The sequence below is a fragment of the Marinobacter sp. KMM 10035 genome (assembly GCF_046537445.1).
Lineage (GTDB): Bacteria > Pseudomonadota > Gammaproteobacteria > Pseudomonadales > Oleiphilaceae > Marinobacter > Marinobacter sediminicola.
The window spans coordinates 1065202-1080035 of the sequence record NZ_JBBVMG010000001.1 but is presented as its reverse complement, the minus strand read 5'-3'; the positions used below and the strand labels follow the sequence as shown (position 1 = coordinate 1080035).

General features: G+C 55.3%; 18 protein-coding genes and 1 other RNA gene. 11 read left to right on the top strand and 8 right to left on the bottom strand.

The annotated features are described in order from the left end of the window. Nucleotides 1-5 precede the first annotated feature (5 nt). Genes tatB through AADB16_RS04760 form a run of 3 tightly spaced genes read left to right on the top strand, consistent with a single transcriptional unit; the run spans nucleotide 6 to nucleotide 1884 of the window. The gene (gene tatB / locus AADB16_RS04770; protein WP_309043857.1) at nucleotides 6-377 is read left to right on the top strand and encodes a Sec-independent protein translocase protein TatB; all 372 of its coding nucleotides are present in this window, start codon (nucleotides 6-8) and stop codon (nucleotides 375-377) included. Then, a complete protein-coding gene (gene tatC, locus AADB16_RS04765) occupies nucleotides 374-1168 on the top strand; it encodes a twin-arginine translocase subunit TatC (protein WP_298449378.1) in 795 nt (264 codons plus the stop codon). Before tatB ends, tatC begins: the two co-directional genes overlap by 4 nt. Then, entirely contained in the window at nucleotides 1165-1884 is a 720-nt protein-coding gene (locus AADB16_RS04760; RefSeq protein WP_410801721.1) for a 16S rRNA (uracil(1498)-N(3))-methyltransferase, read from the top strand. The genes tatC and AADB16_RS04760 overlap by 4 nt, the downstream gene beginning before the upstream one ends. Here the strand turns inward: AADB16_RS04760 and AADB16_RS04755 are convergent. Genes AADB16_RS04755 through AADB16_RS04735 form a run of 5 tightly spaced genes read right to left on the bottom strand, consistent with a single transcriptional unit; the run spans nucleotide 1864 to nucleotide 7269 of the window. Then, complete coding sequence (locus AADB16_RS04755) at nucleotides 1864-2790, bottom strand: DUF808 domain-containing protein (protein ID WP_410801719.1); 927 nt, start codon at nucleotides 2788-2790, stop codon at nucleotides 1864-1866. The two genes, AADB16_RS04760 and AADB16_RS04755, sit on opposite strands and share 21 nt — an antisense overlap. 29 nt (nucleotides 2791-2819) lie before the next feature. After that, nucleotides 2820-4043: a UbiH/UbiF/VisC/COQ6 family ubiquinone biosynthesis hydroxylase gene (locus AADB16_RS04750; protein ID WP_309043860.1), complete on the bottom strand. Its 1224-nt coding sequence runs from the start codon at nucleotides 4041-4043 to the stop codon at nucleotides 2820-2822. Nucleotides 4044-4053: 10 nt separating this feature from the next. Next, complete coding sequence (ubiH, locus tag AADB16_RS04745; RefSeq protein ID WP_410801718.1) at nucleotides 4054-5319, bottom strand: 2-octaprenyl-6-methoxyphenyl hydroxylase; 1266 nt, start codon at nucleotides 5317-5319, stop codon at nucleotides 4054-4056. 4 nt (nucleotides 5320-5323) lie between these two features. Next, on the bottom strand, nucleotides 5324-6643 hold the full coding sequence (gene pepP, locus AADB16_RS04740) for a Xaa-Pro aminopeptidase (protein WP_410801717.1): 1320 nt from the start codon (nucleotides 6641-6643) through the stop codon (nucleotides 5324-5326). A gap of 26 nt (nucleotides 6644-6669) precedes the next feature. Further along, nucleotides 6670-7269 carry a UPF0149 family protein gene (locus AADB16_RS04735; RefSeq protein WP_410801715.1) on the bottom strand — a complete coding sequence of 200 codons (600 nt, stop codon included), beginning with the start codon at nucleotides 7267-7269 and terminating at the stop codon, nucleotides 6670-6672. 138 nt (nucleotides 7270-7407) lie between these two features. Here AADB16_RS04735 and AADB16_RS04730 point away from each other — a divergent pair, with 138 nt between their 5' ends. Continuing rightward, a complete protein-coding gene (locus AADB16_RS04730) occupies nucleotides 7408-7950 on the top strand; it encodes a ZrgA family zinc uptake protein (protein WP_410801713.1) in 543 nt (180 codons plus the stop codon). A gap of 2 nt (nucleotides 7951-7952) precedes the next feature. Here AADB16_RS04730 and AADB16_RS04725 read toward each other — a convergent pair whose 3' ends face one another. Further along, nucleotides 7953-8399: a DUF3299 domain-containing protein gene (locus AADB16_RS04725; RefSeq protein WP_410803583.1), complete on the bottom strand. Its 447-nt coding sequence runs from the start codon at nucleotides 8397-8399 to the stop codon at nucleotides 7953-7955. Between the two features lie 158 nt (nucleotides 8400-8557). Between AADB16_RS04725 and AADB16_RS04720 the strand changes: the two genes are divergently transcribed. From AADB16_RS04720 to AADB16_RS04695, 6 genes are all read left to right on the top strand, one after another. Then, nucleotides 8558-9274: an ABC transporter ATP-binding protein gene (locus AADB16_RS04720; RefSeq protein ID WP_410801711.1), complete on the top strand. Its 717-nt coding sequence runs from the start codon at nucleotides 8558-8560 to the stop codon at nucleotides 9272-9274. Next, a complete protein-coding gene (locus AADB16_RS04715) occupies nucleotides 9271-10545 on the top strand; it encodes an ABC transporter permease (RefSeq protein ID WP_410801709.1) in 1275 nt (424 codons plus the stop codon). The genes AADB16_RS04720 and AADB16_RS04715 overlap by 4 nt, the downstream gene beginning before the upstream one ends. 124 nt (nucleotides 10546-10669) lie before the next feature. Further along, entirely contained in the window at nucleotides 10670-10876 is a 207-nt protein-coding gene (locus AADB16_RS04710) for a TIGR02449 family protein (RefSeq protein WP_309043868.1), read from the top strand. Next, complete coding sequence (locus tag AADB16_RS04705; protein WP_309043869.1) at nucleotides 10876-11172, top strand: cell division protein ZapA; 297 nt, start codon at nucleotides 10876-10878, stop codon at nucleotides 11170-11172. Before AADB16_RS04710 ends, AADB16_RS04705 begins: the two co-directional genes overlap by 1 nt. A gap of 61 nt (nucleotides 11173-11233) precedes the next feature. After that, a non-coding RNA gene (ssrS, locus tag AADB16_RS04700) (6S RNA) lies at nucleotides 11234-11413 on the top strand. Between the two features lies 1 nt (nucleotide 11414). Further along, a complete protein-coding gene (locus tag AADB16_RS04695; protein ID WP_410803581.1) occupies nucleotides 11415-12056 on the top strand; it encodes a 5-formyltetrahydrofolate cyclo-ligase in 642 nt (213 codons plus the stop codon). A gap of 19 nt (nucleotides 12057-12075) precedes the next feature. On the opposite strand, the gene AADB16_RS04690 is transcribed toward AADB16_RS04695, so the two are convergent. Together AADB16_RS04690 and ilvA are read right to left on the bottom strand one after the other, a co-directional pair. Continuing rightward, nucleotides 12076-12249, bottom strand: a complete 174-nt coding sequence (locus AADB16_RS04690; protein WP_309043871.1) for a hypothetical protein — start codon at nucleotides 12247-12249, stop codon at nucleotides 12076-12078. 202 nt (nucleotides 12250-12451) lie between these two features. Beyond that, complete coding sequence (gene ilvA / locus AADB16_RS04685; protein WP_410801707.1) at nucleotides 12452-13987, bottom strand: threonine ammonia-lyase, biosynthetic; 1536 nt, start codon at nucleotides 13985-13987, stop codon at nucleotides 12452-12454. Between the two features lie 140 nt (nucleotides 13988-14127). On the opposite strand from ilvA, the gene rpiA reads away from it, so the two are divergent. After that, the gene (gene rpiA, locus AADB16_RS04680) at nucleotides 14128-14808 is read left to right on the top strand and encodes a ribose-5-phosphate isomerase RpiA (RefSeq protein WP_298449407.1); all 681 of its coding nucleotides are present in this window, start codon (nucleotides 14128-14130) and stop codon (nucleotides 14806-14808) included. Nucleotides 14809-14834 lie beyond the last annotated feature (26 nt).

The following is a 14834-nucleotide window of genomic DNA, read 5'->3' as shown; positions in this document are numbered from 1 at the left end:
ACACCATGTTTGATATCGGCTTTCTTGAGCTGCTGATTTGCGGCGTTATAGCTCTACTGGTGCTTGGCCCCGAACGGCTCCCCACGGCTGCAAGAGCGGCTGGGCGCTGGGTTGGCGGTGCACGCCGTATGGTCACCCAGTTTACCTCTGAGCTGGACCGCCAACTGAAAGCCGAAGAGCTGAGAAAAGAACTGAGCGAAGCTGGTGATGTGGGCCTTGATGACGTAAAGAAGACCGTGCGCGGCGCTCTGGACGAAGCCAAAAAGTACGAGCACATGATCCTCTCGGATAAACCTGCCGGCAAATCAGCGGGTGAGCAAAAGAGCGTGCCAGATCAGCCAGACGCCGCACCAAAACCGTCGGATAAGCCTTCATGAATTCAAAAACAGATGGAGAACAGCCGGGTCATCAGAACACCACACCTGAACAACCGGAGATGCCTCTGGTTGCGCACCTGTTGGAACTTCGCGACCGATTACTGAAGATGGTTTTGGCGGTAGTGATCTGTTTTGCCGTCATTTATCCGTTCGCCAATGAGCTATATCTCTGGTTATCCGAGCCTATCCGATCACTGTTGCCCGTAGGCCAGACCATGATCGCAACGGATATCACCTCACCGTTTTTCGCGCCCCTGAAGCTGGCCCTGTTTTTATCGGTATTCGCCGCTATCCCTGTGATTCTTTATCAGCTGTGGAGTTTCGTTGCGCCCGGGCTCTATGCCCATGAGAAGCGCCTGGCGTTTCCACTGCTGTTTACTTCAGTAATCCTGTTCTATCTCGGTGCGGCGTTTGCGTATTACGTGGTATTCCCGCTGGTGTTCGGCTTTTTTACAGCGATCGGCCCGGAGGGCATCGTTGAGCTGCCAGACATCAGCAGTTACCTGAACTTCGTGCTGAAAATGTTCTTTGCATTCGGGATTGCTTTTGAAATCCCCATCGCGACGATTTTGCTGATTCTCAGTGGCGTGACTACGCCGTCAGACCTTGCTGCAAAACGCCCCTACGTAGTGGTGGGCTGTTTTGTAATCGGCATGATGCTGACACCCCCGGATATCATTTCCCAGACACTTCTCGCGGTTCCTATGTGGATACTGTTCGAGCTGGGCATTTTGTTTGGCAGGCTGGCGGTGCGCGAAGTAGTAGAGACGGACGAGTCTTCCTCTCAATGAATCTCGCCTTATTGTTTGATGAGGATTTTATTGCGCCCAACCGTGTTGTGCTGCGGGGCCGCAGGCTCGAGCACATCCGATCTGTGCTAGGCGCTACCCAAGGTGACCAACTGCCAGTTGGCCGTGTAAACGGTCTGATGGGGCAGGGAGTCGTTGTAACGCTCACTGATTCGGAAGCTGAGTTGCTTGTCACTCTGGATCAGGCACCACCCTCACCACTCCCCTTTACACTCATTCTGGCCATGCCACGACCAAAAATGTTCCGCCGGGTTCTGCAAACCAGCGCCACACTGGGGGTCAAGGATATCTGGCTGATCAACAGCTATAAGGTGGAAAAAAGCTTCTGGCAAACGCCTTGGCTGTCAGATGAGAATCTGCGGGAAAACCTTACTCTCGGCCTGGAACAGGCAAAAGACACAACGATGCCGAAGGTGCATATCCGCAAGTTGTTCAAACCCTTCGCGGAAGATGAACTGCCTGCCTTGCTGCAAGGCAAGGTGGCCCTGGTTGCGCACCCTGGCACGGCCACCCCTTGCCCTACCCACCTGAACAGGCCAACAGCGCTGTGCATAGGCCCTGAGGGCGGATTCACACCCTACGAAGTAGGTAAACTTGAAGAGGCAGGCTGCCAAAGCGTTCACCTTGGGCCTCGCATTCTTCGGGTGGAAACAGCCGTTCCCGTTCTCGTAAGCCGTTTATTCGACGCTTGTCTCTGATCTGGATGCCCACATCCGAATCAGTGGAGTAAGTACGGCCACCAACAATGCCCCCGCCAGCAAACCAACCAGCCCATTAGCAACCGTAGTGAACAGCACAGCGGGAACGCCACCAAATCCTGCGGCGAAGTTTTCGATAGCGGTATAAAGTGGAGCTACCCCGTGAACCAGAATGCCGCCGCCCACCAAAAACATGGCAATGGTGCCGACAATGGACAGGGTTTTCATAAGGTAAGGCGCAAACCAGAGTATGCCGTGGCCTATCTTCTGAGCCACCGCACTCTCTTGTTGGGTAAGGTAAAGCCCGCCGTCATCCAGCTTTACTATGCCGGCTACCAAGCCGTAAACACCGACTGTGATCAGCACTGCGACCACCGCCAGAACAGCAAACTGTATCCCGATAGTTTCTGCGGTCACCACCCCGAGAGTGATGGCAATTATTTCTGCCGACAAGATGAAATCGGTGCGTATAGCGCCTTTGATCTTTCGCCTTTCTACAACTCTCAAGTCCACATCAGGCTGCTTTAATGCCTTGAGAAGTTCGTCCTTCCGTTGCGCTTCTTCCTCTGAGTGGAAGAATTTGTGAATGATTTTTTCAGCACCCTCAAAACACAAAAACGCACCGCCAAGCATCAACAGGGGCGTAACCAACCAAGGCACAAAAAAACTGATTGCGACAGCAGCCGGCACCAGTATGGCTTTGTTCGCGAATGAGCCTTTGGCAACAGACCAGACTACAGGCAATTCTCTCGCCGCTCGCACGCCAGTTACCTGTTGGGCATTCAGTGCCAGATCATCTCCTAATACCCCGGCAGTTTTTTTGGCCGCCGCTTTGGTCATCATGGAGATGTCGTCGAGGATCGTGGCAATGTCGTCGAAGAGTGCGAGAAGACTGGTTCCTGCCATAAGTGTAAATCCTTTAGTGTGTTGATCGTTTAAATATCAAGGCCCATGGCCTCCGCAGCAATACGGTTCTTTACCGGGCCCCGGCCGTCAAGCCAGCGCATTCCAGTGTTTCTCAGCCATCTCAGTGGCAACTCATCACGACCAAACAGCTGCTTGAAGCCTTCCATGGCAACCATCATGGCCAGGTTTTCGCCTTTGCGGCGGCGCTGATAGCGCGCAAGAACCAGCTCATGAGCTGGATTCAAACCCGTGCGCTTAGCCTTGGATAGCTCCTCCAGCAACACCCGAACATCCCCATACCCGAGGTTGGCACCCTGCCCCGCAAGCGGATGAATGGTGTGGGCCGCATCGCCCACCAATGCAAAACCGGGCGCAATATAATCTTTGGCATGGCGTTGCCGCAGAGGAAAGGCAAAGCGTTTGGACACTGCCCCAAGAACACCCAGTTCTCTTTCGATTGCCCGTTCCAGTTCCGCAGTAAAGGCTGCATCATCCAGAGCCATCAGGCGGCGGGCTTCTTCGGTGTCCTGCGACCAAACAATAGAACAGAAGTGCTCATCATTGCTTTCCGTTGCCAGTGGCAAAAACGCCAAGGGCCCGGTTTGGGAAAATCTCTGCCAGGCTGTGTATCCATGGCTTTGAGCCGTACGCACGGTACATACGATGGCCTGCTGATCGTAATCCCATTCACGGGTTGGCAAGCCTACCCACTGGCGTAACCGGGAGTTGGCGCCATCGGCCGCAATAACCAGACGAGCCCCGAGTGTGCGACCATCGGCAAGCTCAATGCTGCGCTGGTCGCCATCCTGGGAGCAGCCGGCAACCTGCACACCATCAATCAGCTCAACGCCACTGGTTTCCACAACCTCGAACAGCGCCCGAACCAGGCTGCGGTTTTCGACGATCGTGCCCAGAGCGCGGACTTGTAGTTCGGCAGCATCGAAGTGAATACGGCCAGTGCCATCGCCGTCCCACACAGTCATGCCCTGATAAGGGCAATGGCGGCCGGCTACAACACCTTGCCAGGCGCCTAGTGACTCGAGCAACTGCTGGCTGGCCATGGAGATAGCACTGACGCGTGGTTCAAAATCTGCCACGCTTTTGACCGTCACCGGGGCCTGCAACAAAGCAGCGCGTTCACCGGCCTCTACCAAGCCCACATGCCAACCCTGCTGTGACAGGCCAAGCGCCAGAGCTGTGCCGGTCATGCCGCCGCCAACCACAAGAATATCGAACACCCTGGTATCGCTCATTGCTTATCGCTCATTGCTTATCGCTCGCTACAGACCCATGGATGACAGCACGGCGACCGGCGGTTCCCATCGCTTTTCGGGCAAACAAACGCTTTGCACCGGGGAGCAAATCCAGCCCGACCAGCCCGGCATCCCGCGCTGCGGCAACGGGTGCCAGTGAGTGACCAAAAATGCGGATCAATGAATCCGAGAACTGCACGGTTTGCTGCCAATCCGGCTTATGCAACTCGTGATAGCGGCGCAAAATCTGGAAGTCGCCCGGCGACCGCCCTTGCTCAATAGCCCACCGGAACTGTTCTACCAGAGTCATCAAACCCCGCAGCGCCAGGTTGAAGCCCTGCCCCGCCACCGGGTGCAAGGCATGGGCAGCATTGCCTACGAGTGCAACGCCCGGCCTTATTGGCTCATTTACAGTGGTCAGTGTCAGCGGGTAGTGGTTGCACTCACCTATGCGGGTAAACCGCCCCAGGCGCCAACCAAAGCGCTCCTGAAGCCGCTGGCACTTATCGCTATCGGGCATGCCCAGAACCTCTTCAAGCCCCTTATCGTTCAGAGTCCAAACCAGTGCAGACTGATGGCCTGCGCGGGAAGGTGAACCATGGGGCAACAATGCCATAGGGCCGGCATCGGTAAAACGCTCGAAAGCAGTGAATTCGTGGCTGTCGCTGGTGGAAACGTTTGCGATCAGGGCATTCTGATCATAACCGTGGTGATTTGTCTGGAAGCCGAGTTTTTCTCTCAGCCCGGAGCGGCCACCGTCTGCGACAATCAGGCATTTCGCCTTCAGGGTGCTGGTCTCGTTGCCAGCTTTTATCTCAACGCTTACGCCCTGCTCGGAAGGCACCATATCAATCACTTCAGCGGGCGCCTGCCACTGGATATTGGTTTCAAGCAGCTCCCGCATCAAGCAGAGCCCCATCCAGCGGTTATCGACCACATAGCCCAAGGCTTGCTGCTGGAACTCGCTGGCATTCAGACGGGTCGCACCGAACCGGCCCCTGTCAGACACATGAATGTGCTGGATGGGCGTCGCATGCTCCGATATCCGCGGCCACAGCCCAAGCTCGTCAAAGATTAGCCGGGAACCCCAAGCCAACGCTGTGGAGCGCGCGTCGTAGCTGGGCTGATACGCATCCGGCAAGGCATCCGCAGACAACGGAAACGCCTCAACCACGGTTACCCTCAACGTGGGAGCAACCTTGGCCAGTGCCAGGGCGAGCGTTGCGCCAGCCAGCCCGCCGCCCGCAATGATCACATCGGTATCAGAGTGTTTCACAGGCTCATTCCGCCATCAGGGCTTCGATCTCGTCAATGGTTTTGGGTACGCCGTTTGTCAGCACCCGGCAGCCATCCTTGGTCACCACTACGTCATCTTCGATACGAATGCCGATACCACGCCACTTTTCATCCACATCGGTATTGCTCGGCGAGATATACAAGCCAGGCTCAACCGTCAGCGCCATCCCCGGCTCGAGCAACCGCCATGCGTCGCCAATTTTGTAGTCGCCTACATCGTGCACATCAAGGCCTAACCAGTGGCCGGTGCGGTGCATGAAGAAGGGCTTGAAGGCTTCGTTTGCAATGGCATCGTCAACAGTGCCAGACAAGAGCCCTAGATCAATCAAGCCGCCGGTCAGCACTCTCAATGCGGCTTCGTGGGGGTGATTCCAGTGATTGCCCGGGCGAACCGCATCAATGGCCGCGTACTGGGCTTCCAGCACTACTTCGTAGACTGCCCGCTGCTCAGGGCTGAACTTGCCACTGACCGGAAAAGTGCGAGTTATATCAGAGGCGTAGCATTCCACTTCACAGCCCGCATCAATCAGCACCAGGTCACCATCTTTCAACGGCGCTGTGTTCTCAATGTAGTGCAAAATACAGCCATTCGCACCGCCACCGACGATAGACGGATAAGCCGTGGAACGGGCACCATGATCCATAAACGTATGAATCAGCTCGGCTTCAAGGTTGTATTCGTAACCGCCCTTACGGGCGCGCTTCATGGCACGGCAATGGGCGTCTGAACTGATCTGACCCGCCTTGGCCATAGCTTTGATTTCGTTTGCGCTTTTGAAAAGCCGAAGGTCATGCAACAGGTGCTCCAGCGACACAAACTCACCGGGCGGGTGCGCACCGCTTTTGACCTTGCTGCGGATAACCTTCACCCAGTCCATTACCCGGGTATCGAATCCCTGATCTTTGCCCAGCGGGTAATACACCCGGCTGCGGCCTTCAATCATGCCGGGCAGAATGTCGTCGATATCGGCAATCGGGAACGCATCGTCCAGCCCGTAACGCTCTATCGCGCCCTCAGGCCCCACAAGAAATCCATCCCACAATTCTTTTTCGGGATTTTTCTCTTTGCAGAACAGCACTGACTCGCCGTGTTCTCGGCCGGGAATCAGCGCCAGAACAGCCTCGGGCTCCCCGAAGCCGGTCAGGTACTGGAAATCACTATCCTGCCGAAACGGGTGCAATACGTCGCGGTTACGAACTCGTTCCGGCGCAGCTGGAATAATGGCAATACTGTCTGGCGCCATGCGCTCCATCAGTTTGCGTCGGCGCTCGGCAAATTCCTTGACGGGTATAATGGACGACATAGGTTCTCCCGCAGTGTGAGACATGATCAATGCAGCGTTGATGCTTGTGGCGCCGGCCGTTCCGGCGGATTGAACTCGGTAAACACGGCTAGAGCTCCAAGCCGGATGTATTCGGTTATTTCCACCAGCTGCTGTTCGCTTTCCTGATCCGATTCCTGATCTTCAGACACCTGGCTGATGGCCACCATGTCCTCGATAAGCTCGCGGATTTCCTCCGGCGCTTCACCCAGAGACTCTCCGGCAGACAAGGCCATGCCCTCCAGAAAGCCACGCACCCAAGCTACAAGGGCTTCAAGACGCTGATCGATTGCATAATCATCATCAGGCAGCAAAGGATGAAAGCTCATATCCGCCGACTTTAAAAACGCCAAGGTCTGTTCGTAGGCTTGATTCATGAACACGGACAGATCATCAGCCTCCGCGGCTGCACTTTCAGGCAACCCCATGTGTTCGCAAACCATGGCTAGCCACTCATCTTCCTCAATGCGGGAACCGGCAGCCAGCCGCCCACAAAGGGCGCCATGAAGCTCGGAGGGATGACTGAACGCTTTGTGAGCGGTAAAAACGTTCGCCCAGCGTTCGAATTCAGCAGCGTGGGGCGCGCCCGCAGTGTCGGTTTCTGACATGGACCTGAACCATCCTGTATTGAGAAGTTAGGGCACTATCCTAGCATTCAGGCGTCTTCAAGGCACTGACTGGTTGATTTTCGCGAAGCAACAGATCACCATGTTATAACATAACACTAACCACTAATGGACATGGGCATGTTCTCAAAAAAATACCACGCACTTTCCTTCACCTTGTTACTGTCCAGCGCGCCATTGATGGCCGCAGACAACCCAGGCTCACACCAACACGGCCATGCGGAAATGCAACTCGCATTCGCGGATAACCAGGTTGAAATACTACTCACATCCCCAGCTGGCAACATGCTGGGGTTCGAGCACCACCCTCGCACACCTGAGCAGCACCAGACTGAAGAGCGTGTTACTCATTGGTTAGGCGAAAATCCGCTAGTTAATACTCCGGAGTCAACCTGCCAGATACAGGCCACCACGGTTCAGCATGAGGTTGCAGGCGGTCACGATCATGGGGGGCACAGCCACGGGGACGAGAGCCAGCACGCTGATATCACTGTCACCCAGATTCTGAACTGCACCGGGCTGGATAATTCAACTTCTCTGACCACACCACTCATCGCCCACTTCCCGGCTCTGGAGCATCTTGATATTGCCTGGGCCGGCCCGGATGGCCAGGGTGCAGCTCGCTTAGGGCAAGGTGAGAGTTCTTTCAGGGTCGGGCGCTGACCCTATTCCTCATAGGGCTCAACCGCCTCCGCCACCATTGAATAGGATGACGTACCAACACCTGTTTCTGTTCGGTCGATAACCAGCGTGCCTTCAATCCAGACAGGATCGTAGAGAGCCTCGAGCTTGAACCCCTGTTTGTATTTAATATGGATGATCTGATTGGGCGGCGGAGGCGGCACGTGGATGCAGGCACCGTAATAGGGCACAAGAAAGAACTCCAGAATGCGCATATCGTTGGTGGTTTTTAGGGGCACCACAAAACCCGGTATACGGCCTTTAACACTGGCCATCTCGGGGACAACCCTGCCGGTCATGATTTCGTCTGGCAGCAAGGCGGGGCCGTCGCCCTCATGCTCCAGTTCGGGCATATTTTCCAGCAGGGCCAGATCTTCTGCTGGCATGAGCTCCAGCCAGTCGATTTCCCGGAGTTCTGAGTATGCTGGCATGGGAAAGCTCAGCAAGAGAATCAACACCGCCGAAACCGGAGCCCAGGCAGAGGAACGTGAAGTAGAGATCATTAACAAAGCTCTCCGGAAAACCAACAGCCATTTCAGTGCACATGAATAGTAGCCTGACATAATACACGGGGCAGATAGCAATCAACATGAACAACCAGTCAGAAACCAACGCGCACCTTCGAGAACATGCGCCAGCGGCGATCGACGTCAAAAATCTTAGCTTTTGCTGGGGTAACCAACAGCCGACACTGCTGTTCCCTGATCTCACACTACCTCAGGGCGAACACCTCTTTCTTCATGGCCCGAGCGGCACGGGGAAAAGTACGTTTCTGAGCCTTCTTGCCGGCATGCTCGCACCAGCTGCGGGCGCCATCAAACTGCTGGGCAATGACATCCACCAACTGGGTGCGGGCAAGCGTGACCGCTTCCGGGCAGACCACATGGGCGTTATATTCCAGCAGTTCAACCTGGTGCCCTACCTCACAGCCGAGGCCAATGTGACCCTGCCCTGCAGGCTGTCACATCGGCGCAAGGCTGCCACCGGCGAGGCGCCAGCTGCCGCCGCTCAGAGGTTACTGGCGGCTCTGGCCATTCCACAGAGCCACTGGCAACGCAAGGTTACTCAGCTCAGCATTGGTCAGCAGCAGCGCATTGCCGCTGCACGGGCGCTGATCGGTGCGCCGGAGATTATTCTGGCGGATGAGCCCACATCCGCGTTGGACAGTGATAATCGCGACCGCTTTATTCAGCTATTGCTAACCATGGCTGAACAACGCAACACGTCCGTGCTGTTCGTCAGCCATGATCGCTCGCTGGCCCAGCACTTTCATCACCAGCTAGAACTCGGGCAGGTAACCGCATGAAGGCTCGTCTCGCATTATCACTGGCAAGTGCCAGCCTGTGGCACCGGCGCAAAGTGCTGGCCCTGGTGTGCCTCACCCTCACCTTGAGCGTCACCCTTCTGCTCGGAATCCAGTATCTGCGCACGGAAGTGAAGCAGTCCTTTACCAGCACCATCAGCGATACCGATCTGATTATCGGCGCCCGCAGTGGCCAGCTTAACCTGCTGATGTACACGGTGTTCCATATCGGCGATGCCACCAACAACATCCGCTGGTCCACATTTCAGGATCTCAAGCAGGACACGCGCATTGACTGGCTGATCCCCATTTCTCTGGGCGACAGCTACAAGGGCTTTCGGGTTGTCGGCACAGACAAAGGTTTTGCCGAGTATTTCCGGTTTGGCAGGGGCCAGCCTCTGAACCTTGCTGCCGGCCATTGGTTTGACGGAATTTTCGATGTGGTACTGGGTGCCGGCGTTGCCAGAACCCTGACCCATGGCCTCGGAGATAAAATCATACTGTCCCATGGCGGCGGGCGCACAAGCTTCTCGAATCACAAAGACACCCCCTTCACCGTGACCGGCATTCTTGAGGCCACGGGCACACCGGTTGATCAGGCGGTCTATATCAGCCTGCAAGGCATGGAGGCTATACACGTTGGCTGGGAATCGGGTATCGCCATTCCCGGTCGCACGCTCACCCCGGAGAAGGCACAAAACCGGGACTTAACACCCAAAACTATTACCGCTGTTTTTGCCGGTCTGGATCGCAAGATCCTCACGTTTCGCGTGCAGCGTGATCTAAACCAGTACGCGGGCGAACCACTCTCGGCCATTTTGCCCGGCGTGGCCTTGAGTGAACTTTGGCGACTGATGAGCCAGTTTGAGCAGGCACTGCTTGGCATCACCGGATTCGTAGTGGTGACTAGCCTGATCGGTCTGATTGCGGTACTGCTCACACTGCAAACCCAACGCGCCCACGAAATCGCAATTTTGCGTGCTACAGGTGCCTCTCCCGGCCTGATTGCATGCCTCTACCTTATGGAGTGCCTGGCACTTGCCCTTGGAGCCTGTGTAATTTCGCTGGCATTGGGTGCTTTGGCGATTTCAATGTTTGGCCCCTGGCTGCTGACAAATTATGGAATTCAGCTTCAATTACGCCCATTAACCTTCGAAGAATGGTCTCTACTGATATCCGTGCCGCTGGCCGCCCTGTTAGTAGCGCTTATTCCGGCCTTCAGCGCTTGGCGGCAAAGCCGTTCTCAGGGCTTTGGAAGCCCCGGTGAGACGTGACAAAATCGTGCGCAGAAGCGTCAAAGAACGGAAGGCTTCTACTTATGACACGCGTGTAAATTGACCGCTATGGCGCGCGCACTTATAGTTAGTCGCAATAACTTCAACCTATGCTGGGCACGTCATGGAACAGTCCGAAGTACAAGCATTAGCGGACAAGCTGGACAAGCTGATCGAACACTGCCAAAAACTGGAGCAGAATAACGCTGCTCTGAGGCAGTTGCAGGATGACTGGAACCGGGAACGGGCCCAGCTTATGCAAAAAAATGATCTTGCCAAAAACAAGATCGAAGCCATGATCGGTCGCCTTCGGGCACTGGAGCACCATTGATGTCCAAGCAACCTACTACCGTTGAGGTGAAAATTCTCGACAAGGAATATCTGGTCGCCTGCCCTCCTGAAGCACAGGAGGCACTGATTCGGGCAGCCAGACACCTCGACAGCAAGATGCGGGAAATTCGTACCGGCGGCAAGGTATTCGGCACCGAGCGCATCGCCGTGATGGCCGCACTGAACATGACCCACGATTTGCTAGAACGGGACACCATGTCAGAAGCCACCAGCACGCTCCTGAAAGCCATGGACAGCAAGCTGGAAAACGCCCTCGGCGAGCCTTCAAACCACTGATTTATGGTTGTTTCCCCGATAGGTGTTGCAATCGCACCCGGATCTGGCCCTATAATGGATTCACTTCCTGGGCTGTTCGCTGGTCGAACTCGTCCTCGAGCCGATGCGCTTTACCCAGGTGGCTACTCTAGGGCATTGTGAGCATGTCCCCGCAGGGGGAAAGCCTAATATGTCACAGCGGCCGCCGACCTTGAACTTTGGGTTCAAGGGCCACGTTCGATAACGGCAGCTCGGGAAGCTTTATTTTGAGCCAGACTACCGACTCACACCCCTCCGAATTCGATTTACCCCCCTCGTCCCGCAACGCATTACGAAAGCATTTGCGCCAACTCAGGTGTGCACTGTCAGCACGGGATCAGGAACAGGCCTCGGCTTCTCTTGCTCTGAATCTGCTGAAAAATCCGGACCTATACAGAGCCAAGCACATTGCCATCTATCTGCCCAACGATGGCGAGATTGACCCACATCCTTACATGGCCATGGCTAGGGCCCGTAGCAAAGAAGTTCACTTTTACCTGCCGGTACTGCACCCGATCCATCCTGGCAGGCTGGTTTTCAGCCCCTACTACGATGGCATCGAACTGAGGGCCAATCGCTTTGGCATCCCCGAACCAGCTTTCAGCAAAGGGCTCAGACGACCAGCATGGGCGCTAGACGCGGTGATGTTTCCATTGGTGGGATTTGATGCAAACGGCGGACGACTGGGAATGGGAGGCGGATTTTACGATCGCACGTTCGCGTTCACCCGCCTGCGCCCGCGGCTGGCACCGAAGCTCATAGGCTTGGCTCACAACTTTCAGAAGGTAAACAAGCTACCCATTGAGCCCTGGGACGTACCACTGCATAGCGTGGTGACGGACTCGCAGGTGTATCGGGTAAAGTAATGCGGAGTGCGTTAAGGGGTCAGCGGAACTCTGACCGGGTAGTGGCCGAATACGCGGAAACTGGCTCAACAGAATTTTTCGTTGCAGTCGCGGGCCTGCCTTCCGATGCCTGTAGCGACGTAAACCCTGTAATTACAAGGCCGACAGCAAAGATCAGCACAATGGCCCGGATAATATCAGGCTTGCCACCCATGACACTTATTCCTGTTCCAAATAATGTTAAATCTGCGAGAAATCAGCCCTCTATTCTTGTTTCCAAGAATTGCTCGAAAGACTAACACGCATTCTGAGTTTTACAATTTTTGACAGGTTAAAGTTCAGTAAGAAAAACAGGGGCGTGCGGATAAAGAGGAGCCAGCCCGGGAGCTATCGCCCGGACCAGCTAATCAATAGAGTCAGGATGCCTTTCCGTTGCCGGCACCCAAAAACAACTGGTAAGCCTCGTTGTCCGTCATGTTTTCATAACGGAAACCTACTTTGCCCAGCATAGCTTCAAAGTCTTTTACCTCATCATCCTCTACTTGCGCACCCAACAGCACACGGCTATATGCGGCGCCGTGGTTGCGGTAATGGAACATCGAAATATTCCAGCGCGTTCCCAGCGACATCAGGAGTTTCAAAAGCGCCCCCGGGCGCTCCGGGAATTCGAACTGGAACACCTTCTCATTGGTGATGGTGGGCGCGTGGCCACCCACCATATGGCGAATATGCTGCTTGGCCATGTCACTGTCTGTGAGGTCGAGAACGGAATAGCCGTTTTCGCGAAGATCCTGCACCAACTCGTCTCTGCCCAGGCCGCCGGCCTGAACCTGAACACCCACAAAAATCGTTGCCTTGCCTGCATCAGCGTAGCGATAGTTAAACTCGGTAATGCTGCGCTTGTGCAAGGCGTTAATGAATGTTTTGAAAGCCCCCGGCTTCTCCGGAATGGTCACCGCAAGGATGGCCTCGCGCTTCTCCCCGATTTCCGTGCGCTCTGAAACGTACCGCAGGCGATCGAAGTTCATGTTGGCGCCGCTCAAGGTGGCAACCAGGTTTTCATTCTCGATCTTTTCCCGCTCGATGTACTTCTTGATACCGGCAACGCCCAACGCACCCGCGGGTTCGGCGATCGAGCGGGTATCTTCAAAAATATCCTTGATGGCTGCGCAGATCTCATCGGTGGAAACTGTAATGACCTCATCCACATTATCCTTGCAGATTTCCCATGGATACTTGCCAATCTGCTTTACTGCCACACCGTCAGCAAAGATGCCCACCTCGTCCAGAACCACGCGCTTGCCAGCCTTCATGGCGGCCTGCAGGCAATTGGAGTCTTCCGGCTCTACACCAATCACTTTGATTTCAGGGCGCAGGTATTTGATATAAGCCGCCATGCCGGCAATCAAGCCGCCACCGCCCACACAGATAAACACCGCATGAATTGGCTTGCTGAACTGCCAAAGCAACTCCATGGCAACCGTGCCCTGCCCGGCAATAACATCGGGATCATCATAGGGCGGTATATAAGTGTAACCATGTTTTTCTACCAGCTCCCGGGCATGGGTAGCAGCCTCATCAAAGGCATCTCCCCTCAACACGACCCGCGCGCCATGGTCCCGCACTGAACGCACTTTGATTTCCGGTGTAGTCTGGGGCATCACGATAACGGCTTTGATACCCAGCTCTTTGGCAGCAAGCGCTACACCCTGCGCATGATTGCCCGCGGAAGCACAGATAACCCCTTTGGACTTCTGCTCTTCCGACAACTGAACAAGCCGGTTATACGCGCCGCGAATCTTGAAAGAAAACACCGGCTGAAGGTCTTCCCGCTTGAGCATAATATTGTTGCCAAAGCGCTTGGACAGGCTGCGGGCTTCAGTTAGGGGTGTTTCGATGGCCACGTCATAGACGCGCGCATCGAGAATCTTCTTGATGTAGCGTTGCGGCATGTTGGTTCCGGTTGCTGATGGGATGAATGGTCGAGGAAAACCCACAGTGTAGGAAGTTTGCACCACGGTCGTCTATAAGCAGGCGCCTCTTAAGCGCTATAATGGCCCCGAACTCACACGATTTGCACCCGGAGCGCCTAATGACCCAGGACGAACTCAAGAAAGCCGTTGCCAAAGCGGCTGTGGATTACATCGCGCCGCGCCTGGAGCGTGACAGTATTATTGGCGTAGGCACAGGAAGCACCGCCAACTTCTTTATCGACATGCTCGCAGATCTGAAAAACGATTTTGACGGTGCTGTAGCGAGCTCGGAAGCAACGGCAGAGCGCCTGAAAAGCCACGGCATTCCTGTATACGACCTGAACAGCGCCGGTGAGCTGGAGTTTTATGTAGATGGCGCAGACGAAACCAATGGACAGCTTGAGCTGATTAAAGGCGGCGGCGGCGCGTTGACCCGTGAAAAAATTGTGGCCGAGGTGGCCAAAACCTTCATTTGCATCGCCGACGGCTCGAAAAAAGTAGACATTCTGGGAGACTTTCCCCTCCCGGTAGAAGTACTGCCAATGGCACGCAGTCTGGTCGGCCGGGAAATCGTCAAGCTGGGGGGCGACCCGGTCTATCGCGACGGTTTTACAACCGACAATGGCAATATCATTCTCGATATCTACAACATGGATCTGTCTCGCCCCATTCAGGTGGAAGAGCGCTTGAATAACATTGTCGGCGTTGTGACCAACGGCCTGTTTGCCCGGCGCCCTGCAGACTTATTACTTCTGGGCACCGACTCCGGAGTGCAAAGCATCGCCCGCGCAGGTACATGAAACCCAAGCACCAACCCACGATAAAA

Bases quoted from the DNA above. Each gene is read 5' to 3' on its own strand.
- tatC (WP_298449378.1), top strand. From the start codon at position 374: ATGAATTCAAAAACAGATGGAGAACAGCCGGGTCATCAGAACACCACA.
- tatB (WP_309043857.1), top strand. From the start codon at position 6: ATGTTTGATATCGGCTTTCTTGAGCTGCTGATTTGCGGCGTTATAGCT.
- AADB16_RS04715 (WP_410801709.1), top strand. From the start codon at position 9,271: ATGAAGGCTCGTCTCGCATTATCACTGGCAAGTGCCAGCCTGTGGCAC.
- AADB16_RS04710 (WP_309043868.1), top strand. From the start codon at position 10,670: ATGGAACAGTCCGAAGTACAAGCATTAGCGGACAAGCTGGACAAGCTG.
- AADB16_RS04755 (WP_410801719.1), bottom strand. From the start codon at position 2,790: ATGGCAGGAACCAGTCTTCTCGCACTCTTCGACGACATTGCCACGATC.
- ilvA (WP_410801707.1), bottom strand. From the start codon at position 13,987: ATGCCGCAACGCTACATCAAGAAGATTCTCGATGCGCGCGTCTATGAC.
- AADB16_RS04720 (WP_410801711.1), top strand. From the start codon at position 8,558: ATGAACAACCAGTCAGAAACCAACGCGCACCTTCGAGAACATGCGCCA.
- AADB16_RS04750 (WP_309043860.1), bottom strand. From the start codon at position 4,043: ATGAGCGATACCAGGGTGTTCGATATTCTTGTGGTTGGCGGCGGCATG.
- AADB16_RS04705 (WP_309043869.1), top strand. From the start codon at position 10,876: ATGTCCAAGCAACCTACTACCGTTGAGGTGAAAATTCTCGACAAGGAA.
- pepP (WP_410801717.1), bottom strand. From the start codon at position 6,643: ATGTCGTCCATTATACCCGTCAAGGAATTTGCCGAGCGCCGACGCAAA.
- AADB16_RS04725 (WP_410803583.1), bottom strand. From the start codon at position 8,399: ATGCCAGCATACTCAGAACTCCGGGAAATCGACTGGCTGGAGCTCATG.
- AADB16_RS04760 (WP_410801721.1), top strand. From the start codon at position 1,165: ATGAATCTCGCCTTATTGTTTGATGAGGATTTTATTGCGCCCAACCGT.
- AADB16_RS04735 (WP_410801715.1), bottom strand. From the start codon at position 7,269: ATGTCAGAAACCGACACTGCGGGCGCGCCCCACGCTGCTGAATTCGAA.
- rpiA (WP_298449407.1), top strand. From the start codon at position 14,128: ATGACCCAGGACGAACTCAAGAAAGCCGTTGCCAAAGCGGCTGTGGAT.
- AADB16_RS04690 (WP_309043871.1), bottom strand. From the start codon at position 12,249: ATGGGTGGCAAGCCTGATATTATCCGGGCCATTGTGCTGATCTTTGCT.
- AADB16_RS04730 (WP_410801713.1), top strand. From the start codon at position 7,408: ATGTTCTCAAAAAAATACCACGCACTTTCCTTCACCTTGTTACTGTCC.